The 20,743-nt window shown below is 55.0% G+C and carries 16 protein-coding genes and 1 other RNA gene; 5 read left to right on the top strand and 12 right to left on the bottom strand.

Going from position 1 to position 20,743, the window contains the following annotated elements; translation table 11 throughout:
- Nucleotides 1-35 precede the first annotated feature (35 nt).
- Together sufB and sufA are read right to left on the bottom strand one after the other, a co-directional pair.
- On the bottom strand, nucleotides 36-1,529 hold the full coding sequence (gene sufB, locus AC6I8E_RS08340; protein ID WP_013357696.1) for a Fe-S cluster assembly protein SufB: 1,494 nt from the start codon (nucleotides 1,527-1,529) through the stop codon (nucleotides 36-38).
- A gap of 7 nt (nucleotides 1,530-1,536) precedes the next feature.
- Nucleotides 1,537-1,911: a Fe-S cluster assembly scaffold SufA gene (sufA, locus tag AC6I8E_RS08335; RefSeq protein ID WP_010245637.1), complete on the bottom strand. Its 375-nt coding sequence runs from the start codon at nucleotides 1,909-1,911 to the stop codon at nucleotides 1,537-1,539.
- A gap of 388 nt (nucleotides 1,912-2,299) precedes the next feature.
- Here sufA and AC6I8E_RS08330 point away from each other — a divergent pair, with 388 nt between their 5' ends.
- Nucleotides 2,300-2,704, top strand: coding sequence for a hypothetical protein (locus AC6I8E_RS08330; RefSeq protein ID WP_013357695.1), 405 nt, complete (start codon nucleotides 2,300-2,302; stop codon nucleotides 2,702-2,704).
- Nucleotides 2,705-2,737: 33 nt separating this feature from the next.
- Here AC6I8E_RS08330 and ydiJ read toward each other — a convergent pair whose 3' ends face one another.
- Nucleotides 2,738-5,791 carry a D-2-hydroxyglutarate dehydrogenase YdiJ gene (gene ydiJ, locus AC6I8E_RS08325; RefSeq protein WP_033784570.1) on the bottom strand — a complete coding sequence of 1,018 codons (3,054 nt, stop codon included), beginning with the start codon at nucleotides 5,789-5,791 and terminating at the stop codon, nucleotides 2,738-2,740.
- A 205-nt stretch (nucleotides 5,792-5,996) separates the two neighbouring features.
- Here ydiJ and ydiK point away from each other — a divergent pair, with 205 nt between their 5' ends.
- Both ydiK and rprA read left to right on the top strand, forming a co-directional pair.
- Nucleotides 5,997-7,115 carry an AI-2E family transporter YdiK gene (ydiK, locus tag AC6I8E_RS08320; protein WP_013357693.1) on the top strand — a complete coding sequence of 373 codons (1,119 nt, stop codon included), beginning with the start codon at nucleotides 5,997-5,999 and terminating at the stop codon, nucleotides 7,113-7,115.
- A 292-nt stretch (nucleotides 7,116-7,407) separates the two neighbouring features.
- Nucleotides 7,408-7,515, top strand: an RNA gene (gene rprA, locus AC6I8E_RS08315) — antisense sRNA RprA.
- Between the two features lie 70 nt (nucleotides 7,516-7,585).
- Here rprA and ppsA read toward each other — a convergent pair.
- Nucleotides 7,586-9,967, bottom strand: coding sequence for a phosphoenolpyruvate synthase (ppsA, locus tag AC6I8E_RS08310; RefSeq protein WP_095707277.1), 2,382 nt, complete (start codon nucleotides 9,965-9,967; stop codon nucleotides 7,586-7,588).
- Between the two features lie 436 nt (nucleotides 9,968-10,403).
- Here ppsA and ppsR point away from each other — a divergent pair, with 436 nt between their 5' ends.
- Together ppsR and AC6I8E_RS08300 are read left to right on the top strand one after the other, a co-directional pair.
- Complete coding sequence (gene ppsR, locus AC6I8E_RS08305; RefSeq protein WP_013357691.1) at nucleotides 10,404-11,231, top strand: posphoenolpyruvate synthetase regulatory kinase/phosphorylase PpsR; 828 nt, start codon at nucleotides 10,404-10,406, stop codon at nucleotides 11,229-11,231.
- 151 nt (nucleotides 11,232-11,382) lie between these two features.
- The gene (locus tag AC6I8E_RS08300; protein WP_312215212.1) at nucleotides 11,383-12,429 is read left to right on the top strand and encodes a 3-deoxy-7-phosphoheptulonate synthase; all 1,047 of its coding nucleotides are present in this window, start codon (nucleotides 11,383-11,385) and stop codon (nucleotides 12,427-12,429) included.
- A 7-nt stretch (nucleotides 12,430-12,436) separates the two neighbouring features.
- On the opposite strand, the gene AC6I8E_RS08295 is transcribed toward AC6I8E_RS08300, so the two are convergent.
- The 8 genes from AC6I8E_RS08295 to pheT all read right to left on the bottom strand — a co-directional run bounded on the left by AC6I8E_RS08295 (nucleotide 12,437) and on the right by pheT (nucleotide 20,739).
- Nucleotides 12,437-13,888, bottom strand: a complete 1,452-nt coding sequence (locus tag AC6I8E_RS08295; RefSeq protein ID WP_312215482.1) for a protein adenylyltransferase SelO — start codon at nucleotides 13,886-13,888, stop codon at nucleotides 12,437-12,439.
- A gap of 79 nt (nucleotides 13,889-13,967) precedes the next feature.
- A complete protein-coding gene (locus AC6I8E_RS08290) occupies nucleotides 13,968-14,714 on the bottom strand; it encodes an EAL domain-containing protein (protein WP_312215214.1) in 747 nt (248 codons plus the stop codon).
- Between the two features lie 294 nt (nucleotides 14,715-15,008).
- Entirely contained in the window at nucleotides 15,009-15,467 is a 459-nt protein-coding gene (locus tag AC6I8E_RS08285; protein ID WP_013357687.1) for a C40 family peptidase, read from the bottom strand.
- A 68-nt stretch (nucleotides 15,468-15,535) separates the two neighbouring features.
- On the bottom strand, nucleotides 15,536-16,285 hold the full coding sequence (gene btuD / locus AC6I8E_RS08280; RefSeq protein WP_497824662.1) for a vitamin B12 ABC transporter ATP-binding protein BtuD: 750 nt from the start codon (nucleotides 16,283-16,285) through the stop codon (nucleotides 15,536-15,538).
- Nucleotides 16,286-16,831: a glutathione peroxidase gene (locus AC6I8E_RS08275; RefSeq protein ID WP_013357685.1), complete on the bottom strand. Its 546-nt coding sequence runs from the start codon at nucleotides 16,829-16,831 to the stop codon at nucleotides 16,286-16,288.
- Between the two features lie 50 nt (nucleotides 16,832-16,881).
- Nucleotides 16,882-17,865: a vitamin B12 ABC transporter permease BtuC gene (btuC, locus tag AC6I8E_RS08270; protein ID WP_013357684.1), complete on the bottom strand. Its 984-nt coding sequence runs from the start codon at nucleotides 17,863-17,865 to the stop codon at nucleotides 16,882-16,884.
- A gap of 179 nt (nucleotides 17,866-18,044) precedes the next feature.
- On the bottom strand, nucleotides 18,045-18,347 hold the full coding sequence (ihfA, locus tag AC6I8E_RS08265) for an integration host factor subunit alpha (protein WP_003853259.1): 303 nt from the start codon (nucleotides 18,345-18,347) through the stop codon (nucleotides 18,045-18,047).
- 4 nt (nucleotides 18,348-18,351) lie between these two features.
- Entirely contained in the window at nucleotides 18,352-20,739 is a 2,388-nt protein-coding gene (gene pheT / locus AC6I8E_RS08260; protein WP_147788257.1) for a phenylalanine--tRNA ligase subunit beta, read from the bottom strand.
- Between the last annotated feature and the right edge of the window lie 4 nt (nucleotides 20,740-20,743).

Here is a 20,743-nt window from a genome sequence, read left to right as displayed (position 1 = left end):
CCTTCACATTGCTTCCGGCAAGGCGTGTGACGGCATCAGCCCACACTGTGCTCAAGGCTGATGGCTAACAATTTCTGGGCTTCCACAGCAAATTCCAGTGGCAGCTCCGAGAATACGTCTTTACAGAAGCCGTTCACGATCATTGAGATGGCGTCTTCTTCACTGATACCGCGTTGCAGACAGTAGAACATCTGATCTTCGCCGATACGTGAGGTCGTGGCTTCATGCTCAAGCTGGGCGGTATTGTTGCGGGTTTCGACATACGGGAAAGTATGTGCGCCGCAATCAGGGCCAATCAGCATTGAGTCACACTGCGTAAAGTTACGGGCATTGGTGGCAGTTGGCATGATTTTCACCAGACCACGATAAGTGTTCTGACTTTTACCGGCCGAAATCCCTTTAGAGATAATGGTCGATTTGGTGTTTTTACCAATGTGGATCATCTTGGTGCCGGTATCGGCCTGCTGACGACCGCTGGTCAGTGCCACCGAATAGAACTCACCTACCGAGTAGTCCCCGCGCAGAATGCAGCTCGGGTATTTCCAGGTGATCGCTGAACCGGTTTCAGACTGGGTCCAGGACATCTTGCTGTGGTCACCTTCACACAGCGCACGCTTGGTCACGAAGTTGAGGATACCGCCCTCGCCTTCGCCGCCAGGGAACCAGTTCTGAACGGTCGAATATTTCACTTCAGCATTTTTATGGATGATCACTTCCACCACGGCGGCATGCAGCTGATAGCTGTCACGCACGGGGGCTGAACAACCTTCGATATAGCTGACGTAGCTGTCTTCATCGGCAATCAGGATGGTGCGTTCAAACTGACCGGTTTTCGCCGCGTTGATGCGGAAATAGGTCGACAGCTCCATCGGGCAGCGAACCCCTTTCGGGATATAAACGAAGGTGCCGTCAGAGGCGACCGCCGAGTTCAGTGCCGCAAAGAAATTATCGTTAGCCGGAACCACCGTACCGAGATACTGCTTCACCAGCTCCGGGTGTTCCTGAATCGCTTCGCCGAATGAACAGAAGATAATCCCCTGCTCCGCCAGCTTGCCGCGATAGGTGGTTGCCACAGAAACGGAGTCAAAAATGGCGTCAACCGCCACTTCCCGCCCTTCACGTACAGGCACACCCAGCTGATTAAAGGCGTTCTCCACTTCCTGCGTCAGGTAGTCGCTGGCTGGCGCGCTGCCGGAAGCCTGGGTCACACCCGGCTCTGAGGCACAGGTGTCATCGCAATTACCGCAGGAGGGCGCGGAGTAGTAGCTGTAATCCTGATAGTCGAGTTTTTCGTAGTGGGCTTTCAGCCAGTGTGGCTCTTCCATTTCAAGCCAGGCACGAAACGCTTTAAGACGAAACTCCAGCATCCACTCTGGCTCGTTACGCTTGGCCGAGATCGCCCGCACCACATCTTCATTGATGCCGTTGGCAAATTCTTCGGTCTGCAGTTGGGTAAAGAAGCCCTCTTTGTAGTTGAGCTTGCCTTCCCAGATTTGTACATCGTCAGATGTTTCGCTGTGTCGTGACATATTTCACTTACTCGACGCCAAAGCTCTCACCGCACCCGCAGGCGTGCTGAGCTTTAGGGTTATTGAATTTAAAAATCTGATTCAGGCCTTCACGAACATAATCCAGTTCAGTGCCATCAACGAATGGCATCGCCTGTAGCGGCACAAACAGCGTTGCGCCGTGGAATGAGAACTGCAGATCGTCTTCGACGGGTTCTTTCACCAGATCCATGACGTAGCCGAACCCAGCACAGCCGGATTGTTTTACGCCCAGACGCAGACCCTTGACGTCAGGGTCCTGAGCCGCCAGATTGAGAATTTGTTGCGCTGCGGTTTCAGTCAGCGTCAGACCTTTCCAGACAAAATCGTCGGGTGAGAAAGAGTCTGTATTAACAGATGCCATGTTGATACCTCTTGAGTCCGGACCTTTTCAGGCTATCCCCCTATGGTAGTGATCTGACCAATCACTTCAACCTCTTGTTTTGCAGGGATAATCATCTTGTGCTGTTTTATTTGCTCAATTATTAAGCATAGCTGCTTCCGTTCATCCTGCGTGAACAGAGTCAGCCTCAATAAGCCAGTGATAACCTATTAATAAATCACTCTATTTGAAATAACCATTTTTGATAAAAATGCTTATTGATAGGTTACGCCTTTCTCCGATGTAAACAGATTGTTATTTCCGATTATACCGACAGGCAGGATAAATCGATAAATTTTTCTGTCCTGCAATTGCAATCCCGGCATAGATGAATATGATAATTATTATCATTAACATTCAGGGTGACGCCATGATGCTTTCTGTCTCCGCCTGGCTGCAGCATAAAATCGACGAATACCAGTTTTCGGTACGTGATATCACCGTCGACTTTTATATGGCGCAGGCAAAACTCGACCGGGCCGACTGCACGATTCATCAGCTGCGTCAGTTTAACGATGCCTGTCAGGATATGGCAGAAGTCTGCCAGTTGAACGGTGACGACCAGAGTTACCTTCATGCGATGGGTAAACTGCATCACCGGCTGGTGCAGGAGATGGGAAACAACGATCGCGATCGCCTGTTTCGCCTTCAGGCCTATCAACTGGCGCGATTGTCCCTGACCCGCCTCTGCCATCAACTGGCTATGGTCGGAGAGTGGAACAAAGCCACCGTGCTGCAAAGTGACTTCGTGCGTCACGCTGGCTGGATATTCTAATCCAGCCACGGCGTGACGTCGCGCACAATTTTTTTACATTAGCGTTAACAATGCCTGAAGCGGATGGCGCATGCCGTTGCCTTCCACACGCTTGACCTGGCTGCGGCATGAATAGCCGGTGGCCAGACAGCGCTGGCGCGGCAGTCGCTGAAGCTGCGGATGCCAGGAGAGCGCATAGATCCCCAGCGAGTTTTCGAGGTTCTGACTTTCGTGCCCATACGTGCCCGCCATGCCGCAGCAACCTACATTGATGTTCTCCAGCTTTGCGCCAAAACGGGAGAAAATCGCCTGCCACTGGGTGGGCGCTGAAGGCAGCGCGGTTACCTCGGTGCAGTGCGCAAACAGATACCAGGATTCCCCGCCCGTGGCCTGCACTTCACGTTCTGCCAGGGCACGCTCTAACCATTCATGCACCAGCAATACGCTGAAGTCGCCGCGCGATTCACCCAGCGTCTGACGATACTCATCGCGATAGCAGAGCACGGTAGCCGGATCGACGCCCACCATCGGCAGTTCCAGTTTTGCGACCCGATTAAGAAAATCGGCGGTACGGGCTGCCGTGCGGGCGAAACGTTGCAGGAAGCCTTTCACGTGCTGCGCTTTACCGTTTGGCGAGAAAGGCAGCAGCACCGGGCGATGCCCCAGCTTCTCAATCAGCCTGACAAAATCGTTAACCAGCTGTGCCTCATAGAAGCTGGTAAAGGGATCCTGTACCACCAGCACACAGCTGGCGCGCTCCGTGGCTGACAGTCCTTCCAACTGTTCCAGCGTCATGTTCATAGCGGGATGGCCACTGAGCTGCTGTTTCAGGTTAGGAGACGAAAGCAGCGGCAGATCGACCATGCCGATATGCGTTTTGCTTAACTCTTTCATCCACGGCTGGCGCAGGAAGAAGTTAAATACTTTTGGCGCCTTCGCCATCAGAGGCGCATAGCCTTCGACCGCCGCCACCAGGTGATCGCTGACCGGGCGCAGATAACGGGTGTGATAGAGCTGCAGAAAGCGCGAGCGGAATGCGGGCACGTCAATTTTAATCGGACACTGGGTGGAGCAGGCTTTACAGGCCAGACAGCCGGACATCGCCTCTTTCACCTCGTGCGAGAAGTCATACTCCCCTTTACTGGCGTGCCAGCTGTTGCGGGTACGGGCGATCAGCCCGCGTAGCGACAGGCTGTTTTCCGGCAGCTGCTTTTCCAGTGCCAGCGGATCGACGCCCTGCCCGGCCAGAAGTCGCAGCCACTCCCGCGTCAGCGTTGCCCGCCCTTTTGGCGAGTGAATACGGTTGCGGGTGATCTTCATTGACGGGCACATCGGGCTGCGGGCATCAAAATTGAAACATAACCCGTTGCCGTTACACTCCATCGCTCCACGCCATTCATCCCGGACCGTTAACGGAATCTGCCGATCGTATGTTCCGCGCTTCACCGCATCGACCTGCATCATTTCGTCGTTGCTGTTAAAGGGCGTACAGATTTTACCCGGATTCAGGCGGTTAAGCGGGTCAAAGGCCGCTTTGATGCGGCGCAACTCATTAAAAAGCGTCTCGCCGAAGAATGCCGGACTGTACTGGGCGCGGAACCCTTTACCATGTTCGCCCCACAGCAGGCCGCCATAGCGCGCGGTCAGCGCCACCACTTCGTCGGAGATCTGTTTCATCATCATCTCCTGCTGCGGATCGCACATATCCAGCGCCGGACGCACGTGCAGTACGCCTGCATCGACGTGACCAAACATGCCGTAGCTCAGGCCGTGGCTGTCGAGCAGCGCGCGAAACTCGACAATGTAGTCCGCCAGTTTTTCCGGCGGAACGGCGGTATCTTCGACAAACGGAATCGGCTTAGCCCGGCCTTTAGCATTTCCCAGCAGGCCCACCGCTTTTTTACGCATGTTATAGATGCGCTCAATGCCCGCCAGATCGTTACAGAACTGATAGCCAATCACGCCGCCCTGCTGCTGCTGCATCAGCGCATCAAGCCGGGCACAGAGTTTTTCGATCTGCTGATCGATGAGTGCGGCGTTATCACCGGCGAACTCAACGATGTTCAGACCCAGCATCTCTTTATCGGGTACGTCAGCAATCAATTCACGCACCGAGTGCCACACGATATCTTCCCGCGCCAGGTTCAGCACTTTGGAGTCAACGGTCTCAACTGACAGCGCCTGCGCGTCCACCATAAAGGGTGCGTTACGCAGGGCGGAATCGAAGGAGTCATATTTAATGTTTACCAGCCGCCGCACTTTCGGCAGCGGGGTGATATCGAGACGAGCCTCAGTAACAAAAGCCAGCGTGCCCTCGGCACCACAGAGCAGGCGCGTCAGGTCGAAGGTTTGCATATCGTCGCTGAAGACGTGGCGCAGGTCATACCCGGTAAGGAAGCGATTCAGCCTGGGAAACTTTTCCAGAATCAGATCCCGGTGCTCGCGGCAGCGCGTCAGCACCTGCTGATAAATACGGCCTTCGGGGGTTGCCGTCTGCGCCAGCGTTTCAGCCAGCGCGGTGGCCATCGGTCGCGTATCAAGAATATCGCCGCCCAGCAGCACGGCGCGCAGGCCCAGTACATGGTCTGAGGTTTTACCATAGACCAGCGAACCCTGACCCGACGCGTCGGTATTGATCATGCCGCCCAGCGTGGCGCGGTTACTGGTGGACAGTTCAGGCGAAAAGAAAAAGCCGAAAGGCTTCAGCCAGGCATTCAGCTGATCTTTGATGACGCCAGCTTCGACCCGCACCCAGCCCTCATCAGTATTGATCTCCAGGATGCGGTTCATGTAGCGCGACATGTCCACCACAATGCCCTGATTCAGTGACTGACCGTTAGTGCCAGTGCCGCCGCCGCGCGGGGTAAATACCAGGCTGGCAAAGCGTGCTTCTCCGGCCACGCGGGCGAGCAGCGCAACGTCCGCCGTCGAACGCGGAAAGAGCGCCGCGTCGGGCAACAATTGATAGATGCTGTTATCGGTGGAGAGTGAAAGACGATCGGCATAGCTGGTCGCCATGTCGCCGGTAAAACCCTGCTCTTTCAGCGACTCAAGGAACGTCAGCACCAGTTGAACGAGGCCCGGTGCCTGCGAAATCTGTGGGATCATGATTGTCTGACCGAAGGTGTTGTAAACGTTTGCGTTTATACGTGAGCGATTTCTCGTTTTATCATATTTTTTCTGCGGCTGCCCTTTTTTCAGAAAAGACAAAAACCTTTCTCCGCGACGCTGTTTAAACCCTGGCAAATAGATCATGATAAAAACGGGCATCCGAATGCCCTGAAATGAAGGATTAAGACGAGGTTATGAGTCAATGATGAAAAGCCAGTACCGGGATATGGATTTACCGCAAATACTCTTTACCCTGATGTTCATTCTGCTGCTGATTGTCGCCTGCTTATGGGTGGTGCAGCCGTTTATTCTGGGCTTTGCCTGGGCCAGCATGGTGGTAATTGCGACCTGGCCATTGATGCTGAAATTCCAGCGCCTGTTGTGGGGACGCCGTTCGCTGGCGGTGATCGTGATGACAATGCTGCTGTTGCTGCTGTTTATCATTCCTATCGCACTGCTGGTCAGCAGCCTGATCGATAACAGTGCCCCGGTCATCGCCTGGGTTACCCAGGGGCATACGATGCCGCAGTTGCTGTGGCTCAGGGATGTGCCGATGGTCGGCAAAAAGCTTTATGTCAGTTATGACACGCTGGTGGCGAGCGGCGGTGCCGGCATCATGGCTAAAATCCAGCCCTACATTGGCCGTACTACCGGCTTTTTTGTCGCGCAGGCCGGTCATTTCGGCCGCTTTATGATCCATCTGGGCGTGATGTTGCTGTTCAGTGTGCTGCTTTACTGGCGCGGCGAGCAGGCTGCACAGGGCATTCGTCATTTTGCTTTCCGCATGGCGGGACGACGCGGTGATGCCGCCGTGCTGCTGGCGGCACAGTCCATTCGTGCCGTGGCGCTTGGCGTGGTGGTGACGGCGCTGGTGCAGGGCGTGCTGGGCGGTATCGGTCTGGCGATCTCCGGTATCCCCTATGCCACGCTGTTAACGGTGCTGATGATCCTCTGCTGTCTGGTTCAGCTCGGCCCGCTTCTGGTGCTGGTCCCGGCTATTATCTATCTCTACTGGAGCGGCGATACCACCTGGGGAACCGTGCTGCTGGTCTGGAGTTGTGTGGTGGGCACGATGGATAACGTCCTGCGTCCGATGTTAATCCGGATGGGTGCAGACCTGCCGATGATCCTGATCCTCTCTGGCGTAATAGGTGGCCTGTTTGCCTTCGGCATGATTGGTCTGTTTATCGGGCCAGTGGTGCTGGCTGTTTCCTACCGTCTGGTTTCCGTCTGGGTTCATGAAGCGCCAGCTCCCGATAATGACCCACTGGCCGTGGCTGAAGCCCTGGCCGATCATGAGGGTACCCCACCAGCCGTCTGATTCACAGCAATGACACGCTGTGTCACTCTATCCTGTGAGCATTGATTAGTGCGGTTAATGATGATTAGCCGCACCCCTTCTCAGAGACTCGCCAGATTTTGTTTTCCATTAGCGATTTTTAAGAAAAAAGCCATCTTTGGCCTTTATTTGACCTTTCTGGCCTAAAAAAGATTACTTTCTGCACTGTTTCTTAAGTCAAACGGCGAAGTAAAGGTGACAAAAGATTATCGGCTTTAAACTAATAAGAGGATTCTTAAAGACGCCAGCCAGCGGTATGAATAACATGTTTCCTATGTTCGAAATCAAGCTAATGATTTTCAGACAACCTGATTCCCCTGAGTAGAGTAAAGAATTGCTGTGTGTAGTCTTTGCCCATCCCCTGTGATGGGCTTTTTTTTTGCCTGAATATGACCCGCTATAAACAGAAAAAGGCCCGCAGTGCGGGCCTTTCATCATTTCTGTAAGCGTCGTCAGGCGGTTTTGTTTAACTGTGCCAGACTCACCCACGTTTCCACTACAGTGTCCGGGTTCAGCGACAGGCTATCAATGCCCTCTTCCATCAGCCATGCGGCAAAATCCTGATGATCGGACGGCCCCTGACCACAGATTCCGACATATTTACCCTGCTGCTTCGCGGCCCTGATCGCCATGGAGAGCAGTGCTTTCACGGCTTCGTTACGTTCGTCAAACAGCGCGGAGACGACGCCGGAATCGCGATCCAGCCCCAGCGTCAGCTGGGTCATGTCGTTGGAGCCGATTGAGAAGCCATCAAAGTGCTGCAGGAACTGCTCTGCCAGCAGCGCATTTGACGGGATCTCGCACATCATGATGATCTTCAGCCCGTTCTCACCGCGCTTCAACCCCTGCCGGGCCAGCTCTTCCACCACGGCCTGCGCCTGATCCACCGTGCGCACAAACGGCACCATGATTTCGACGTTAGTAAGACCCATCTCGTTGCGAACGCGTTTTACCGCTTCGCACTCCAGCGCAAAGCAGTCGCGGAAGTTATCCGCCACATAGCGACCTGCGCCACGGAATCCGAGCATCGGGTTTTCTTCTTCCGGCTCATAACGTTCACCGCCAACGAGATTGGCATATTCATTGGTTTTAAAATCGGAAAGTCGGACAATTACGCGTTTCGGTGCAAATGCCGCACCAAGCGTGGCAATTCCCTCCGTCAGGCGAGCGATGTAAAACTCCACCGGATTATCAAATCCTTTCATCATTTTACGGATCTGCTGCTGCAGTTCCGGCGTCTGCTGATCAAATTCAAGCAGCGCTTTCGGGTGGACGCCAATCATTCGGTTAATAATAAATTCCAGTCGCGCCAGGCCAACACCTTCGTTCGGCAGACAGGCGAAATCGAAAGCACGATCGGGGTTACCTACGTTCATCATAATCTTCAGTGGCAGCTCAGGCAGCGAATCGACCTGCGAACTGGTGACGTCGAAGTCGAGCAGTTGATCATAGACGTAGCCGGTGTCGCCCTCGGCGCAGGAGACAGTGACCTGATGGCCCTCTCTCAGCCGATCGGTCGCGTCGCCACAGCCTACTACCGCTGGAATACCCAGCTCACGCGCGATGATCGCCGCATGGCAGGTTCGTCCGCCTCGGTTAGTGACAATGGCTGACGCCTTTTTCATGATCGGCTCCCAGTCCGGGTCGGTCATGTCCGTCACCAGCACATCGCCTTTTTCAATGCGGCTCATTTCGCTGATATCGTGGATGACTTTCACCACGCCTGCGCCGATACGATGACCGATGGCTCGCCCTTCAACGACGACGCTGCCCTGACCCTGCAGCGTATAACGCTCCATTACCTGGCCATTTGAGCGCACGGTTTCAGGACGCGCCTGAACAATGAACAGTTTGCCGGTGTGTCCATCTTTGGCCCACTCAATATCCATCGGCCGCTGATAGTGCTGTTCAATCAGCACTGCCTGCTTCGCCAGCGCCTGCACTTCCTCATCGTTCAGGCAGAATCGGTCGCGTTCGGCCTCAGGCACATCTTCGATGCGTACCTGTTCGCCATGCGCCTGAGAATCGGCATACACCATGCGCACCTTTTTCGAGCCCATATTGCGACGCACGATAGAGGGACGATCGGCCGCCAGCGTTGGCTTGTGAACATAGAACTCATCCGGGTTAACAGCGCCCTGCACCACCATCTCACCCAGTCCCAGGGCGGCGGTGATGAAGACCACCTGATCAAAGCCTGATTCGGTATCAATGGTGAACATCACACCTGACGAGGCCAGGTCCGAACGCACCATGCGCTGTATGCCGGCAGAGAGCGCCACGCCACGATGGTCGTAGCCCTGGTGCACACGGTAGGAGATAGCACGGTCATTAAACAGTGAAGCAAAGACATGCTTGACCGCCACCATCACGGCGTCGATGCCCTGCACATTCAGGAAGGTTTCCTGCTGGCCGGCAAAGGAGGCGTCGGGCATATCTTCGGCGGTGGCAGAGGAGCGGACGGCAAACGACGCGGCCGCATCATCGGCAGAGAGTTGCTGATAAGCGTCCAGAATGGCGGACTCCAGTTCCGGCAGAAACGGCGTTTCCACCACCCACTGACGAATCTGTTTACCCGCTTTTGCCAGCGCATCAACATCATCAATATCCGTCTCATCCAGCAGCGCATAAATTCGCTGGTTCAGCCCGCTTTGATCGAGAAACAGGTTAAAGGCGTACGACGTGGTCGCAAAACCATTGGGTACGGAAACGCCCAGCGACGACAGATTCGTTATCATTTCACCTAAAGAGGCGTTTTTACCGCCTACCCGATCAACATCATGCATACCAAGCTGGTTATACCAGAGCACCAATGGCTGTTCCTGAGTGGACATCGCGCTTATCCTTTATCAATTATCAATGAATGGACACAGAGAGTGAGCTGTTTTCAGCCTGGCATATCACCCCATCAATAACGATCTGTTGAATCGTTAAAGCAGAATTTCAGCCGCAGTTTCGGAATTGTGAGCGGATTATTTTGCTGTTGCGCAAAGTCGCTATTTTTCGCTAACTGACTGATGTGACAGGAAATGGCAGATTTTCAGCCACTTAAGCATTCTTTTTGTTGCGCAACAGACGCAGGACTATTTGTGGCCCGTTCACGGTTTGAAAAGAATTCCGGCGACTCGAAACGCCTTTTCATTTTTGTTAGCGTGATGAAACTGCAGACAAATAATCCGGACAGACCTTCCAGAAATTAAAATCAGAGATGATTTATTAAGTCGCATCACTCATGCTGATGGCTCACTCCTGGCTGAGGCTGAATTCATTATGACAACTGACAGAAGCGTTTTTTATATCTCCGATGGTACAGCGATAACAGCTGAAGTCCTGGGCCATGCGGTGCTGTCGCAGTTTCCGGTTAATATCACCAGCCTGACGTTGCCATTTGTGGAAAATGTCCAGCGGGCGCTGGCGGTTAAAGCCCAGATAAACGCACTTTATCAGCAGAGCGGCGTGCGGCCGCTGGTGTTCTTCTCCATTGTCACGCCAGAGGTGCGCGACATTATCGTGCAGAGTGAGGGGTTTTGTCAGGATATCGTGCAGGCGCTGGTGGCTCCCCTTCAGCAAGAGTTGGGCTTATCGCCTGCGCCGGTGGCACACCGCACCCACGGACTGGACGCCAGTAATCTGGGGAAATATGACGCACGTATTGCGGCGATCGATTACGCCCTGGCGCATGATGACGGCATCTCGCTGCGCGGGCTGGAAGATGCGCAGGTTATCCTGTTAGGCGTTTCGCGCTGTGGCAAAACACCCACCAGCCTCTATCTGGCGATGCAGTTTGGTATTCGTGCCGCCAACTACCCCTTTATTGCCGACGATATGGATAATCTCAAACTGCCGCCCGCGCTGCGCGCCCATCAGAATAAACTGTTCGGGCTGACGATCGATCCGGAACGGCTGGCAGCGATACGGCAGGAACGGGCGGAAAATACCCGCTACGCCTCAATGCGCCAGTGCCGGCTGGAAGTAGGCGAAGTCGAAGCGCTGTTTCGCACTCATCAGATCCGCTATCTCAACAGCACTAACTACTCGGTCGAAGAGATTGCCACCAAAATTCTCGACATCATGGGCCTGACGCGCCGTATGTACTGAAGGGAAATCGGGTCGAAGATGTAAAGCGCCGCTGCCGTGGGTTTTGATTTCATTATCAAATCACGGGTTGAATTCGCAGACTAATGGTTTATTGTGACCACCATCACTTCCCGGTATTTCACCGCTGCGAAGAACCGTTTTCGAGAAACTCATGAACAAAACCGACGAACTGCGTACCGCACGCATTGGTAGTCTGATTACCCCCGCCAGTCTGGCGGCTGAACATCCTGTCTCTCCAGCGATTGCAGACAACGTCACCGTTGCCCGTAAACGTATCGCCCGTATATTGACGGGTGACGATCCGCGCCTGCTGGTAGTGATCGGGCCCTGTTCGCTGCACGACCCGAAAGCAGCCCTGGAGTATGCTGCGCGTCTGAACGCGTTACGCATCCGCTATGAAGATCGGCTGGAGATTGTGATGCGTGCCTACTTCGAGAAGCCACGCACCGTCGTAGGCTGGAAAGGGTTAATCTCCGATCCGGACCTGGATGGCAGCTACGATGTGAACCGGGGTATCGGCATTGCCCGCAAGCTGCTGATTGATATCAACGCGCTGGGCCTGCCCACCGCCACAGAATTTCTGGATATGGTGATCGGCCAGTTTATTGCTGACCTCATCAGCTGGGGCGCGATTGGCGCACGTACCACCGAAAGCCAGATCCACCGCGAAATGGCCTCAGCCCTCTCCTGCCCGGTCGGCTTTAAAAACGGCACCGATGGAAACGTGCAGATCGCGGTGGATGCGATTCGCGCCGCACGCGCCAGCCACATGTTCCTGTCGCCGGATAAACTGGGTCAGATGACTATCTACCAGACCAGTGGCAACCCGCATGGTCATGTGATCCTGCGAGGCGGTAAACAGCCTAACTATCACGCCAGCGATGTCGCCGCCACCGCGGAGAGTCTGGCGGCCTTTAATCTGCCAGAGCAGCTGGTGATCGATTTCAGTCACGGCAACTGTCTGAAGCAGCATCGTCGTCAGATGGATGTGGCGGCAGAGGTAGCAGAGCAGATTAAATCAGGATCGCGGGCCGTTGCCGGTGTAATGATTGAAAGCTTCCTGGAAGAAGGCAATCAGAAAGTGGTAAGCGGTGAACCGCTGGTTTACGGCCAGTCGATTACCGATCCCTGCCTTGGCTGGCAGGAGAGTGAGAAGGTGCTCGCCCTGCTGGCCGAGGCGGTTTCTCACCGCCTCTGAGTCTTTATTAGCTGGAGCAACTCACCTCTAAGGTTTTGCCCCAGTCTGGCGGCCGCTGACGATACTCAGCGGCTGTCTCATCACTGAAGGGCCGCTGTAACGCCTGATGCAGACGAGCCAGCGCCCCCTGCTCTCCCCGCTCCGCCTCTCCAATCGCCTGCTGCGCCAGATAGTTGCGCAAAATGACAGACGGATTAGCCGCCTTCATCACAGCCTGTCGTTCTTCATCACTAACCTGCTCATCCACGAGACGGTTGCGGTAGCGCTGATACCAGCCATCAAACGCCTCACGATTGATGAACTCGTCGCGCAGCGCTGAACGGCTTTCAGCCTGTTGGGTTTCACTCAGCAGCCGGAACGTCAGGGTGTAATCAGTGTGCTCCTGCGTCATCAGCGCCAGTAGATCGGTCAGAATCTGATTGTCATTGCTCTGTTGTGTCAGCAGGCCGAGTTTTGCCCGCATCCTCTCACCCCAGACCCGCATCAGTTCAGGTTCATAGGCGCTCAGCGCCGTCCGCAACTGCTCAGTGGTCAGCAGACCCGACAGCGCATGCGCCAGACGGTTAAGATTCCACATGCCAATCATCGGCTGATTTTCAAAGCTGTAGCGCCCCTGATAGTCGCTGTGATTACAGATAAAGTCAGGCTGATAATCATCCAGAAAACCAAACGGGCCATAGTCGATGGTCAGGCCAAGGATCGACATATTGTCAGTATTCATGACGCCATGCGCAAAACCCACGCTCTGCCACAACGCAATCAGGCGCGCGGTGCGTAACACAATGTCGGTAAACCACTGTTGATAGCGGTCCGCTTCCTCTTCCAGATGGGGCCAGTGATGACGAATGGCGTAGTCAGCCAGTTGCTGCACTTTCTCCTGCTGCTGGCTGTAAAAGAAATGCTCGAAATGACCGAAACGCAGGTGGCTCGGTGAAATGCGCATCAGCATCGCGCCACGCTCAGTGGTTTCGCGGTAGACCGGCTCATCGCCTATCGACAGAGTGAGTGCGCGCGTGGTGGGGATACCCAGATGGTGCAGCGCTTCCGAGGCGAGAAACTCACGGACGCTGGAACGGATCACGGCACGACCATCGCCCATGCGGGAATAAGGCGTCAGGCCTGCCCCCTTGAGATGCCAGTCAAGTTTGCTGCCATCATCCAGACGCTGTTCACCCAGCAGGATACCGCGCCCGTCACCGAGCTGACCCGCCCAGACACCAAACTGATGGCCACTGTAGACCTGCGCCAGCGGCTGCATGCCGGGCAGCAGTGCCGCACCGTGCCAGACATCGTGACCGTGACCTTCAAAGAGCGCGCTATCCAGCCCCATTGAGGTTGCAAGCGGTGCGTTGTGATACAGCAGGCGTCCGCCTGCCAGCGGCGTGGGGTTCAGCGCGGTATAACATCCGGTCAGCTCACGGAACCAGGTGTTGTCAAAAGAGGCCTTGCCTGCGGACATTGTTTCTCCCATGCGATACTCAGCGATACGTAGGTTAGTCCTTTAGTGTAACGCTGATAGCAGGGATTAACAGGTTCTGTCAGCCGGGATGCTGAGAGGATGGCATGCGCTCGTCGGCACAGAGCAGTGAACGCAGTGCGTCAGATTTTACCACCGGGAAGAGCGCACCCTGAAAATCGGCACCATTCAGTTGGCTGACTTTATCGAACAGCACTTCGTCATCAATGCCGCAAATAATCAGCCGGTCACAATGGGCGCGGAAATTATCAATAATGCTCTGAATAAATGGCACAAATGAAGCGCGTTTTGCCAGCGAGTGAATAAATTCTTTGTCGAGACAGATGCAGCTGAATAAATTATCGTAGACCGCATTAGAGGGTGTTTTGCCCGCGCCAAAATGTGAAAGCGCTAAATTAAACTCAGCATGCAGGCTCGCCAGCAGCGGATTATTTTTGCCCAGCTTGAGTTGCGGAAACGTTTCAGTGATATTCAATAGAATGAAAGGCAGCTGTTTTATTTTGCGCATGACTAATTCACTGGCAAGCAGCGTCCGGGCCATGCCTTCATCAATACGGATAAAAGCTGACACGGAATGCGCTGCAAATAATCCGCGATTCTGCTCCAGCAATCCAATCTGGCTTTGCAGCAGACGTAACTGCTGCGACTCATCAAGCTGGGGAAGCAGCAGATCCTGAGGCAGGGTGATGGGCGCACTTTCATGCACAAACTGTGTTACCAGCTCGACAGCGGTCAACCGTCCATCAACATCACAGACAGGATAAAACCAGATTTCCGACTGATAGTCGGCCGAGAGATGAATTTTCATTTTAATGCCAGAATATGCGGCGATGTTGATATCGTATAGTAATGGTCAGCCGCCGGCAATAGTGCCAAATCATTGAAGAGACGAACTTCTTTACCCTTCCATTTCCGTTTGGCAACAACCGATCACGCTTAAGCCAAATAGTAGTGATAAAACACCCGTTATTAGTGGAATTAAATCAGCCATTATTCTGTTTATTAAAATACTCGTCCTAAACGTTCATTTAAAATAAAACTTTTACTCGTTGTTTTAACTCTATTTAAAATTGGACTTAAGTCTGATTTCGCGAAGGTGCTGTTAAATACGGCGAGCCTGCCAGAACACTTTTCGCCAGTAGACATTGTCGAGTGAGGAGCGAATGACGCCCTGACTGGTCGAGGCGTGGATAAAAGCGTTATCGGTATCATAGATGCCCACATGCAGGCCATTTTCACCGCGTCCGGTTTTGAAAAAGACCAGATCGCCTGGCAGCAGTTCATCTTTGCTGATGCGGGTGCCAATATCGCTTTGGGCTGAGGTGGTGCGCGGCAGTTGCAGTGCAAATTTATCGCGGAAGGTCAGATAGACAAAGCCGGAGCAGTCAACGCCGTTACGACTCATACCGCCATAACGATAAGGCGTACCGCGCCAGTGACCGAGCTGATCGTTCAGTTCCGCTATCACGGTGATTGAATCGGAAAGACGGCCATTAATCGGCGGGGCGTGATGACTGCATCCCGTCAGCAGCAGAACTAAAATCAGCAAACCCAGGCGCATCGCCAAATGTCCTTATCAGAAGTTGCAACCGGCATAATGTAGCGGTAAAGCCCGCCAGGTAGCAAGTGTCAGGGCAGAACGGTCAGCAGCGTGCGTCCTTCAAGTTCAATCTGCCGGAAAGCAATCTGGTAGAGCGGTGTCAGGCGCTGCGGCGTCAGAACCTCTGAAGGTTCGCCCTGCGCGATCACGTGCCCGCTATCCATCAGCCAGACCCTGTCTGCCTGCTGCAGACTGTGGTTAAGATCGTGACTGCTGGCGACAACACTAACACCCGACGCGCACAGCGCCGCAATCAGATCGTCCACCGCTTTTTGCTGGCCGATATCCAGCGCCGTCAACGGCTCATCAAGAATCAGCAGCCGCCCGCAGGGGTTGATGTAAGGATCGATCTGGGCACAGACGGCTGCCAGCCGGACGCGCTGCCATTCCCCGCCGGAGAGCCGGGTTAGTGAACGCGATAACTTATCCTGCAGCTGAAGCCGCTGCAGCAGCATGCTGAGACAGGCATCGGCCTGTGGCCCCACCGGTTTCAGGTGCAGACGCAGATAGTGCCAGACCGGCATCTGACTCAGTGGGGCCTGCTGCTGTGGCAGCCAGCCGCGCACCCTTGACAGTGCCGCGCCGTTCCAGTCACTCAGCGCCTTTTCGTCCAGCAGCACCGTGCCGGAGGCAGGTTGTAGTCCGGCAATCACACTCAGTAAGGTGCTTTTACCGGCTCCGTTCGGGCCTGCAATGTGCAGCAGCTGACCGGCGGCAAGCTCGCCGGTCAGAGGAAGCAGCCGTCCGGGGACGGCGGCCTGTTGCAGGCGCAACAGCATCTATTTTGCCAGCGCCTGTTTAATCGTTTCCAGAATGATGGGATCTTCCGGCGTCATGTCAGGTGCAAAACGCTGGATCACACTGCCGTCACGGCCAATCAGGAACTTTTCAAAGTTCCACAGGATGTCGCCCTGCTCTTTCGGCGCGCGCCCTTTACTCTCCATACGTTCGTAAAAACCGCTGCCTTCCGGACGCACCGCGTCAGGCCGGGCCGCGATCAGCTGCGCATAGAGCGGATGACGCGCCGGGCCATTAACCTCGGTTTTGGCAAACAGCGGGAACGTTACGCCATAGGTGGTACTGCAGAAAGTTTTGATCTCCTCACTGCTGCCCGGTTCCTGTTCCAGAAACTGATTGCAGGGGAAACCGAGGACGCTGAAGCCCTGATCCTGCCAGGCTTTCTGCAGATTCTCCAGCTCTTCGTATTGCGGCGTCAGACCACATTTCGAGGCAACGTTGACGACCAGCAGAACTTTGCCCTGCCACTGTGACAGCGTGGTTTTTTCCCCGTCGAGCGTAACCAGTTCAGTCTCATAAATGTTCATGCTTTTTCCTGTAATGGATGCGGTTGTGGATGCAGAGTAGCCAGCCGAAGCTAGCGCGAAGATTTCACCAGTAAAATAATAAACAGTGGCGCGCCCAGTGTCGCCGTCACGACGCCTATCGGCAACTCCGCTGACGTCAGTGCCAGCCGCGCCACGATATCGGCGGCCAGAAGCACCGCCGCGCCCGCCAGCGCCGATGCTGGCAGCAGATAGCGGTGATCGCTGATGCCGCTCAGACGCAGCAGATGCGGGATAACAAGCCCGACAAAGCCAATGGCGCCGGCCATCGCGACGCTGATGCCCACCAGCCAGCCCATCGCCAGTACCAGCAGGTTACGCCAGTAGAAAAGTGACAGCCCGAGCTGACGGGCGGACGTCTCGCCCAGGGCCAGCAGATTGAGAATCGGCCCGGTCGCCCCCAGCGCGAGCATCACCGGCAGCAGTGCCAGCATCATCCAGCCATAGCGCCAGTCAATGCCGCTGAATCCGCCCATCATCCAGTACATCAGCTGACGCAGATCGAGACTGGTGCTGAAGTAGACCGCCCAGGTCATGATGGCACTGCAGATAATCCCCAGCGCCACGCCGGTCAGCAACAGCCGGGTGACCGAGAGCTGACGATGGGCAAAATGCAGCAGGATTAGCGTAATTATCAGCGCACCGGCCATCGCCGCCAGCCCCAGACTCCACAGCGAGCCGCTGCCCAGCAGCACGCCGAGCACCAGACCGATACCTGCGCCGTTCGAAACGCCGAGCAGGCCTGGCTCCGCCAGCGGATTGGTAAACAGCGCCTGCATCACCACGCCGCATACTGCCAGCGACGCCCCCACCAGGACGACCGCCAGACTGCGGGGCAGCCGCAACTGCCAGACAAAGAGCTGTCCGCTATCGCTGAACCACGCAGAGGGCGCGATCCAGCTGTCCCCGGCACAGAGGCTGAGACAGAGCAGTGCAGAGAGCATAAGGGCGAGCGCAATCAGCCATTTCTGGCCGCGTTGATCGGCCTGGCGCGCGAACGTATCGAGCAGAGACATAAGCGGGATTAGCTGAGAAAACAGTGATTTGATTGTAGAGGGATTGGTGAAAAAAGAAAGGCTGATGAGGCGGTCTGCGCCGGGATGGCCTGGACTCTAAAGGATAGGATGAGCGGCAATGCTGCATGCTGTCATTATGAAAAAAGGCCGCTTTCGCGGCCTTTTTGAAACGCTGAAATTCAGTCAGTCTCTTTGGGTGTAGCGTTCTCTACGCGGCTTTTCAGCTTCTGTCCTGGACGGAACGTTACTACGCGACGCGCAGTAATCGGAATATCTTCACCCGTTTTCGGGTTTCTGCCAGGACGCTGGTTCTTGTCACGCAGGTCAAAATTACCAAACCCAGACAGTTTTACCTGTTCTCCATTTTCCAAAGCGCGACGTACCTCTTCGAAAAACAGCTCTACTAACTCTTTGGCATCGCGTTTGCTCAGCCCGAGTTTCTCAAACAGGTACTCTGACATCTCAGCTTTTGTAAGCGCCATAGGTTCAATCCCTCAAGGTTGCCTGGAATCGCTCTTTTAATGCCGCAACGCATTTGCCAACGGTCGCGGCAATCTCCTCTTCTTCGAGTGTCCGGCTGGTATCCTGCAAAATCAGGCTGATTGCGAGGCTCTTGTAGCCCTCAGAAACGCCCTTACCGCGGTACACGTCAAACAAGTTTACGCCAACTACCTGATTTACGCCAACTTTCTTACACTCCGCAATGATATCTGCTGCAGGGACGTTTTCAGCCACTACAACGGCAATATCACGGCGGTTCGCCGGGAAGCGAGAAATCTCGCGCGCGTCAGGCAGGACGCGGTCTGCGACCTTATTCCAAAGCAGTTCAAAGACTAAGGTGCGGCCATTGAGATCAAGCTTACGTTCCAGCTCAGGATGTACAACGCCGATAAATCCGATATGTTCATCATGCAAATAAATCGCCGCGCTCTGTCCTGGATGCAACGCCGGATTCGCCTCAGCCCGGAAGCTAATCTCATCCAGTTTGCCGGTTAAATCGAGCAGCGACTCTAAATCGCCTTTCAAATCATAGAAGTCAACTGTCTGACGCGCCAGATCCCAGTGCTCTTCAACACGGTTGCCGCTGATGACGCCAGCCAGCATAAGATCCTGACGGATGCCTAAATCCGCCTGCGTATCTGGCACAAAGCGTAAGCCGCTCTCGAACAGACGTACACGGCTCTGCTGACGGTTCTGGTTATAGACCACCGCACTGAGCAGACCGGTCCAGAGTGACAGACGCATGGTCGACATATCACTGGAGATCGGGCTTGGCAGTAACAGCGCCTCTTCACCCGGATGCAGCAGCTGCTGGATTTTCGGATCGACGAAGCTATAGGTAATCGCTTCCTGATAACCTTTATCCACCAGCAGGTTTTTCGCGCGTTTCAGCGACAGATTCGCTTCACGGTGACGGGTCATGACCAGACCAGCCTGAACAGGTACATCAGGAATATTGTTGTAGCCATAAATACGGGCCACTTCTTCGACCAGATCTTCTTCAATGGCCATATCGAAGCGCCAGCTCGGCGCGACGGCCTGCCACTGCCCTTCACCTGCCGTCACGTCACAGCCGAGACGCGTCAGAATGTCGGTAACCTGCTCATCCGCAATCACGTGACCAATCAGACGGTCCAGCTTTTCGCGACGCAGCGTGATCGTGGCGGGTACAGGCAGGGCTGCCTGATGGGTCTGATCGATGATCGGGCCTGCTTCACCGCCGCAGATGGACAGCAGCAGTTGGGTAGCACGCTCCAGCGCGGTATGTTGCAGCGCCGGGTCAACGCCACGCTCGTAGCGATGAGACGCGTCGGTATGCAGACCGTGACGACGGGCGCGGCCAGTGATAGAGAGCGGATCAAAGTACGCACACTCGAACAGGATGTTCTGCGTTTCGCCGTTCACACCCGAATGTTCGCCACCAAAGATTCCGGCCATCGCCAGCGCTTTCTGATGATCGGCGATCACTAAAGTATCACTCTGCAGGGTGGCTTCAGTGCCATCCAGCAGCGTCAGCTTTTCGCCCTCTTTCGCCATGCGCACCACGATACCGCCATCAATACGGTCAAGGTCGAAGGCGTGCATTGGCTGACCCAGCTCCAGCAGAACGTAGTTGGTGATATCGACGACAGGATCAATAGAGCGAATGCCGCAGCGACGCAGCTTCTCTTTCATCCACAGTGGCGTAGCTGCCTTAACGTTAATTCCTTTCACGACACGGCCCAGATAGCGCGGACAGGCTTCTGGCGCGTCAACCTGAATCGGGAACGTGTCGTTAAGCGTCGCCGCGACCGGCTGCATCTCCGGCACCTTCAGCGGCAGGCCGTTGAGCACGGCAACATCACGGGCGATACCGATCAGACCCAGACAGTCGGCGCGGTTAGGCGTGACGCTGATTTCAATGGTGTTGTCGTCCAGCTGCAGGTACGCGCGGATATCGGCGCCAACGGGCGCGTCAGAAGGCAGTTCGATGATGCCGTTGTGATCGTCGGAAATACCCAGCTCGGAGAACGAGCAGAGCATCCCTTCAGAGGGCTCGCCACGCAGTTTAGCCGCTTTGATTTTGAAATCACCTGGCAGCACAGCGCCGACGGTCGCGACAGCAACTTTCAGTCCCTGACGGCAGTTCGGCGCGCCACAGACGATATCCAGCAGGCGATCGCCACCGACGTTGATTTTGGTGACACGCAGCTTGTCGGCATTGGGGTGCTGACCGCACTCCACGACTTCACCAACCACAACGCCGTGGAACACACCGGCGACGGCATCAACGCCGTCCACTTCCAGACCGGCCATGGTGATTTGTTCAGACAGCGCAGCGCTGTCCAGGGCTGGATTTACCCATTCGCGTAACCAGAGTTCACTGAATTTCATTGGA

This window comes from Pantoea sp. X-Soil-YNGN-785, assembly GCF_059730585.1.
This window is presented reverse-complemented; position numbering and strand designations above follow the sequence as displayed.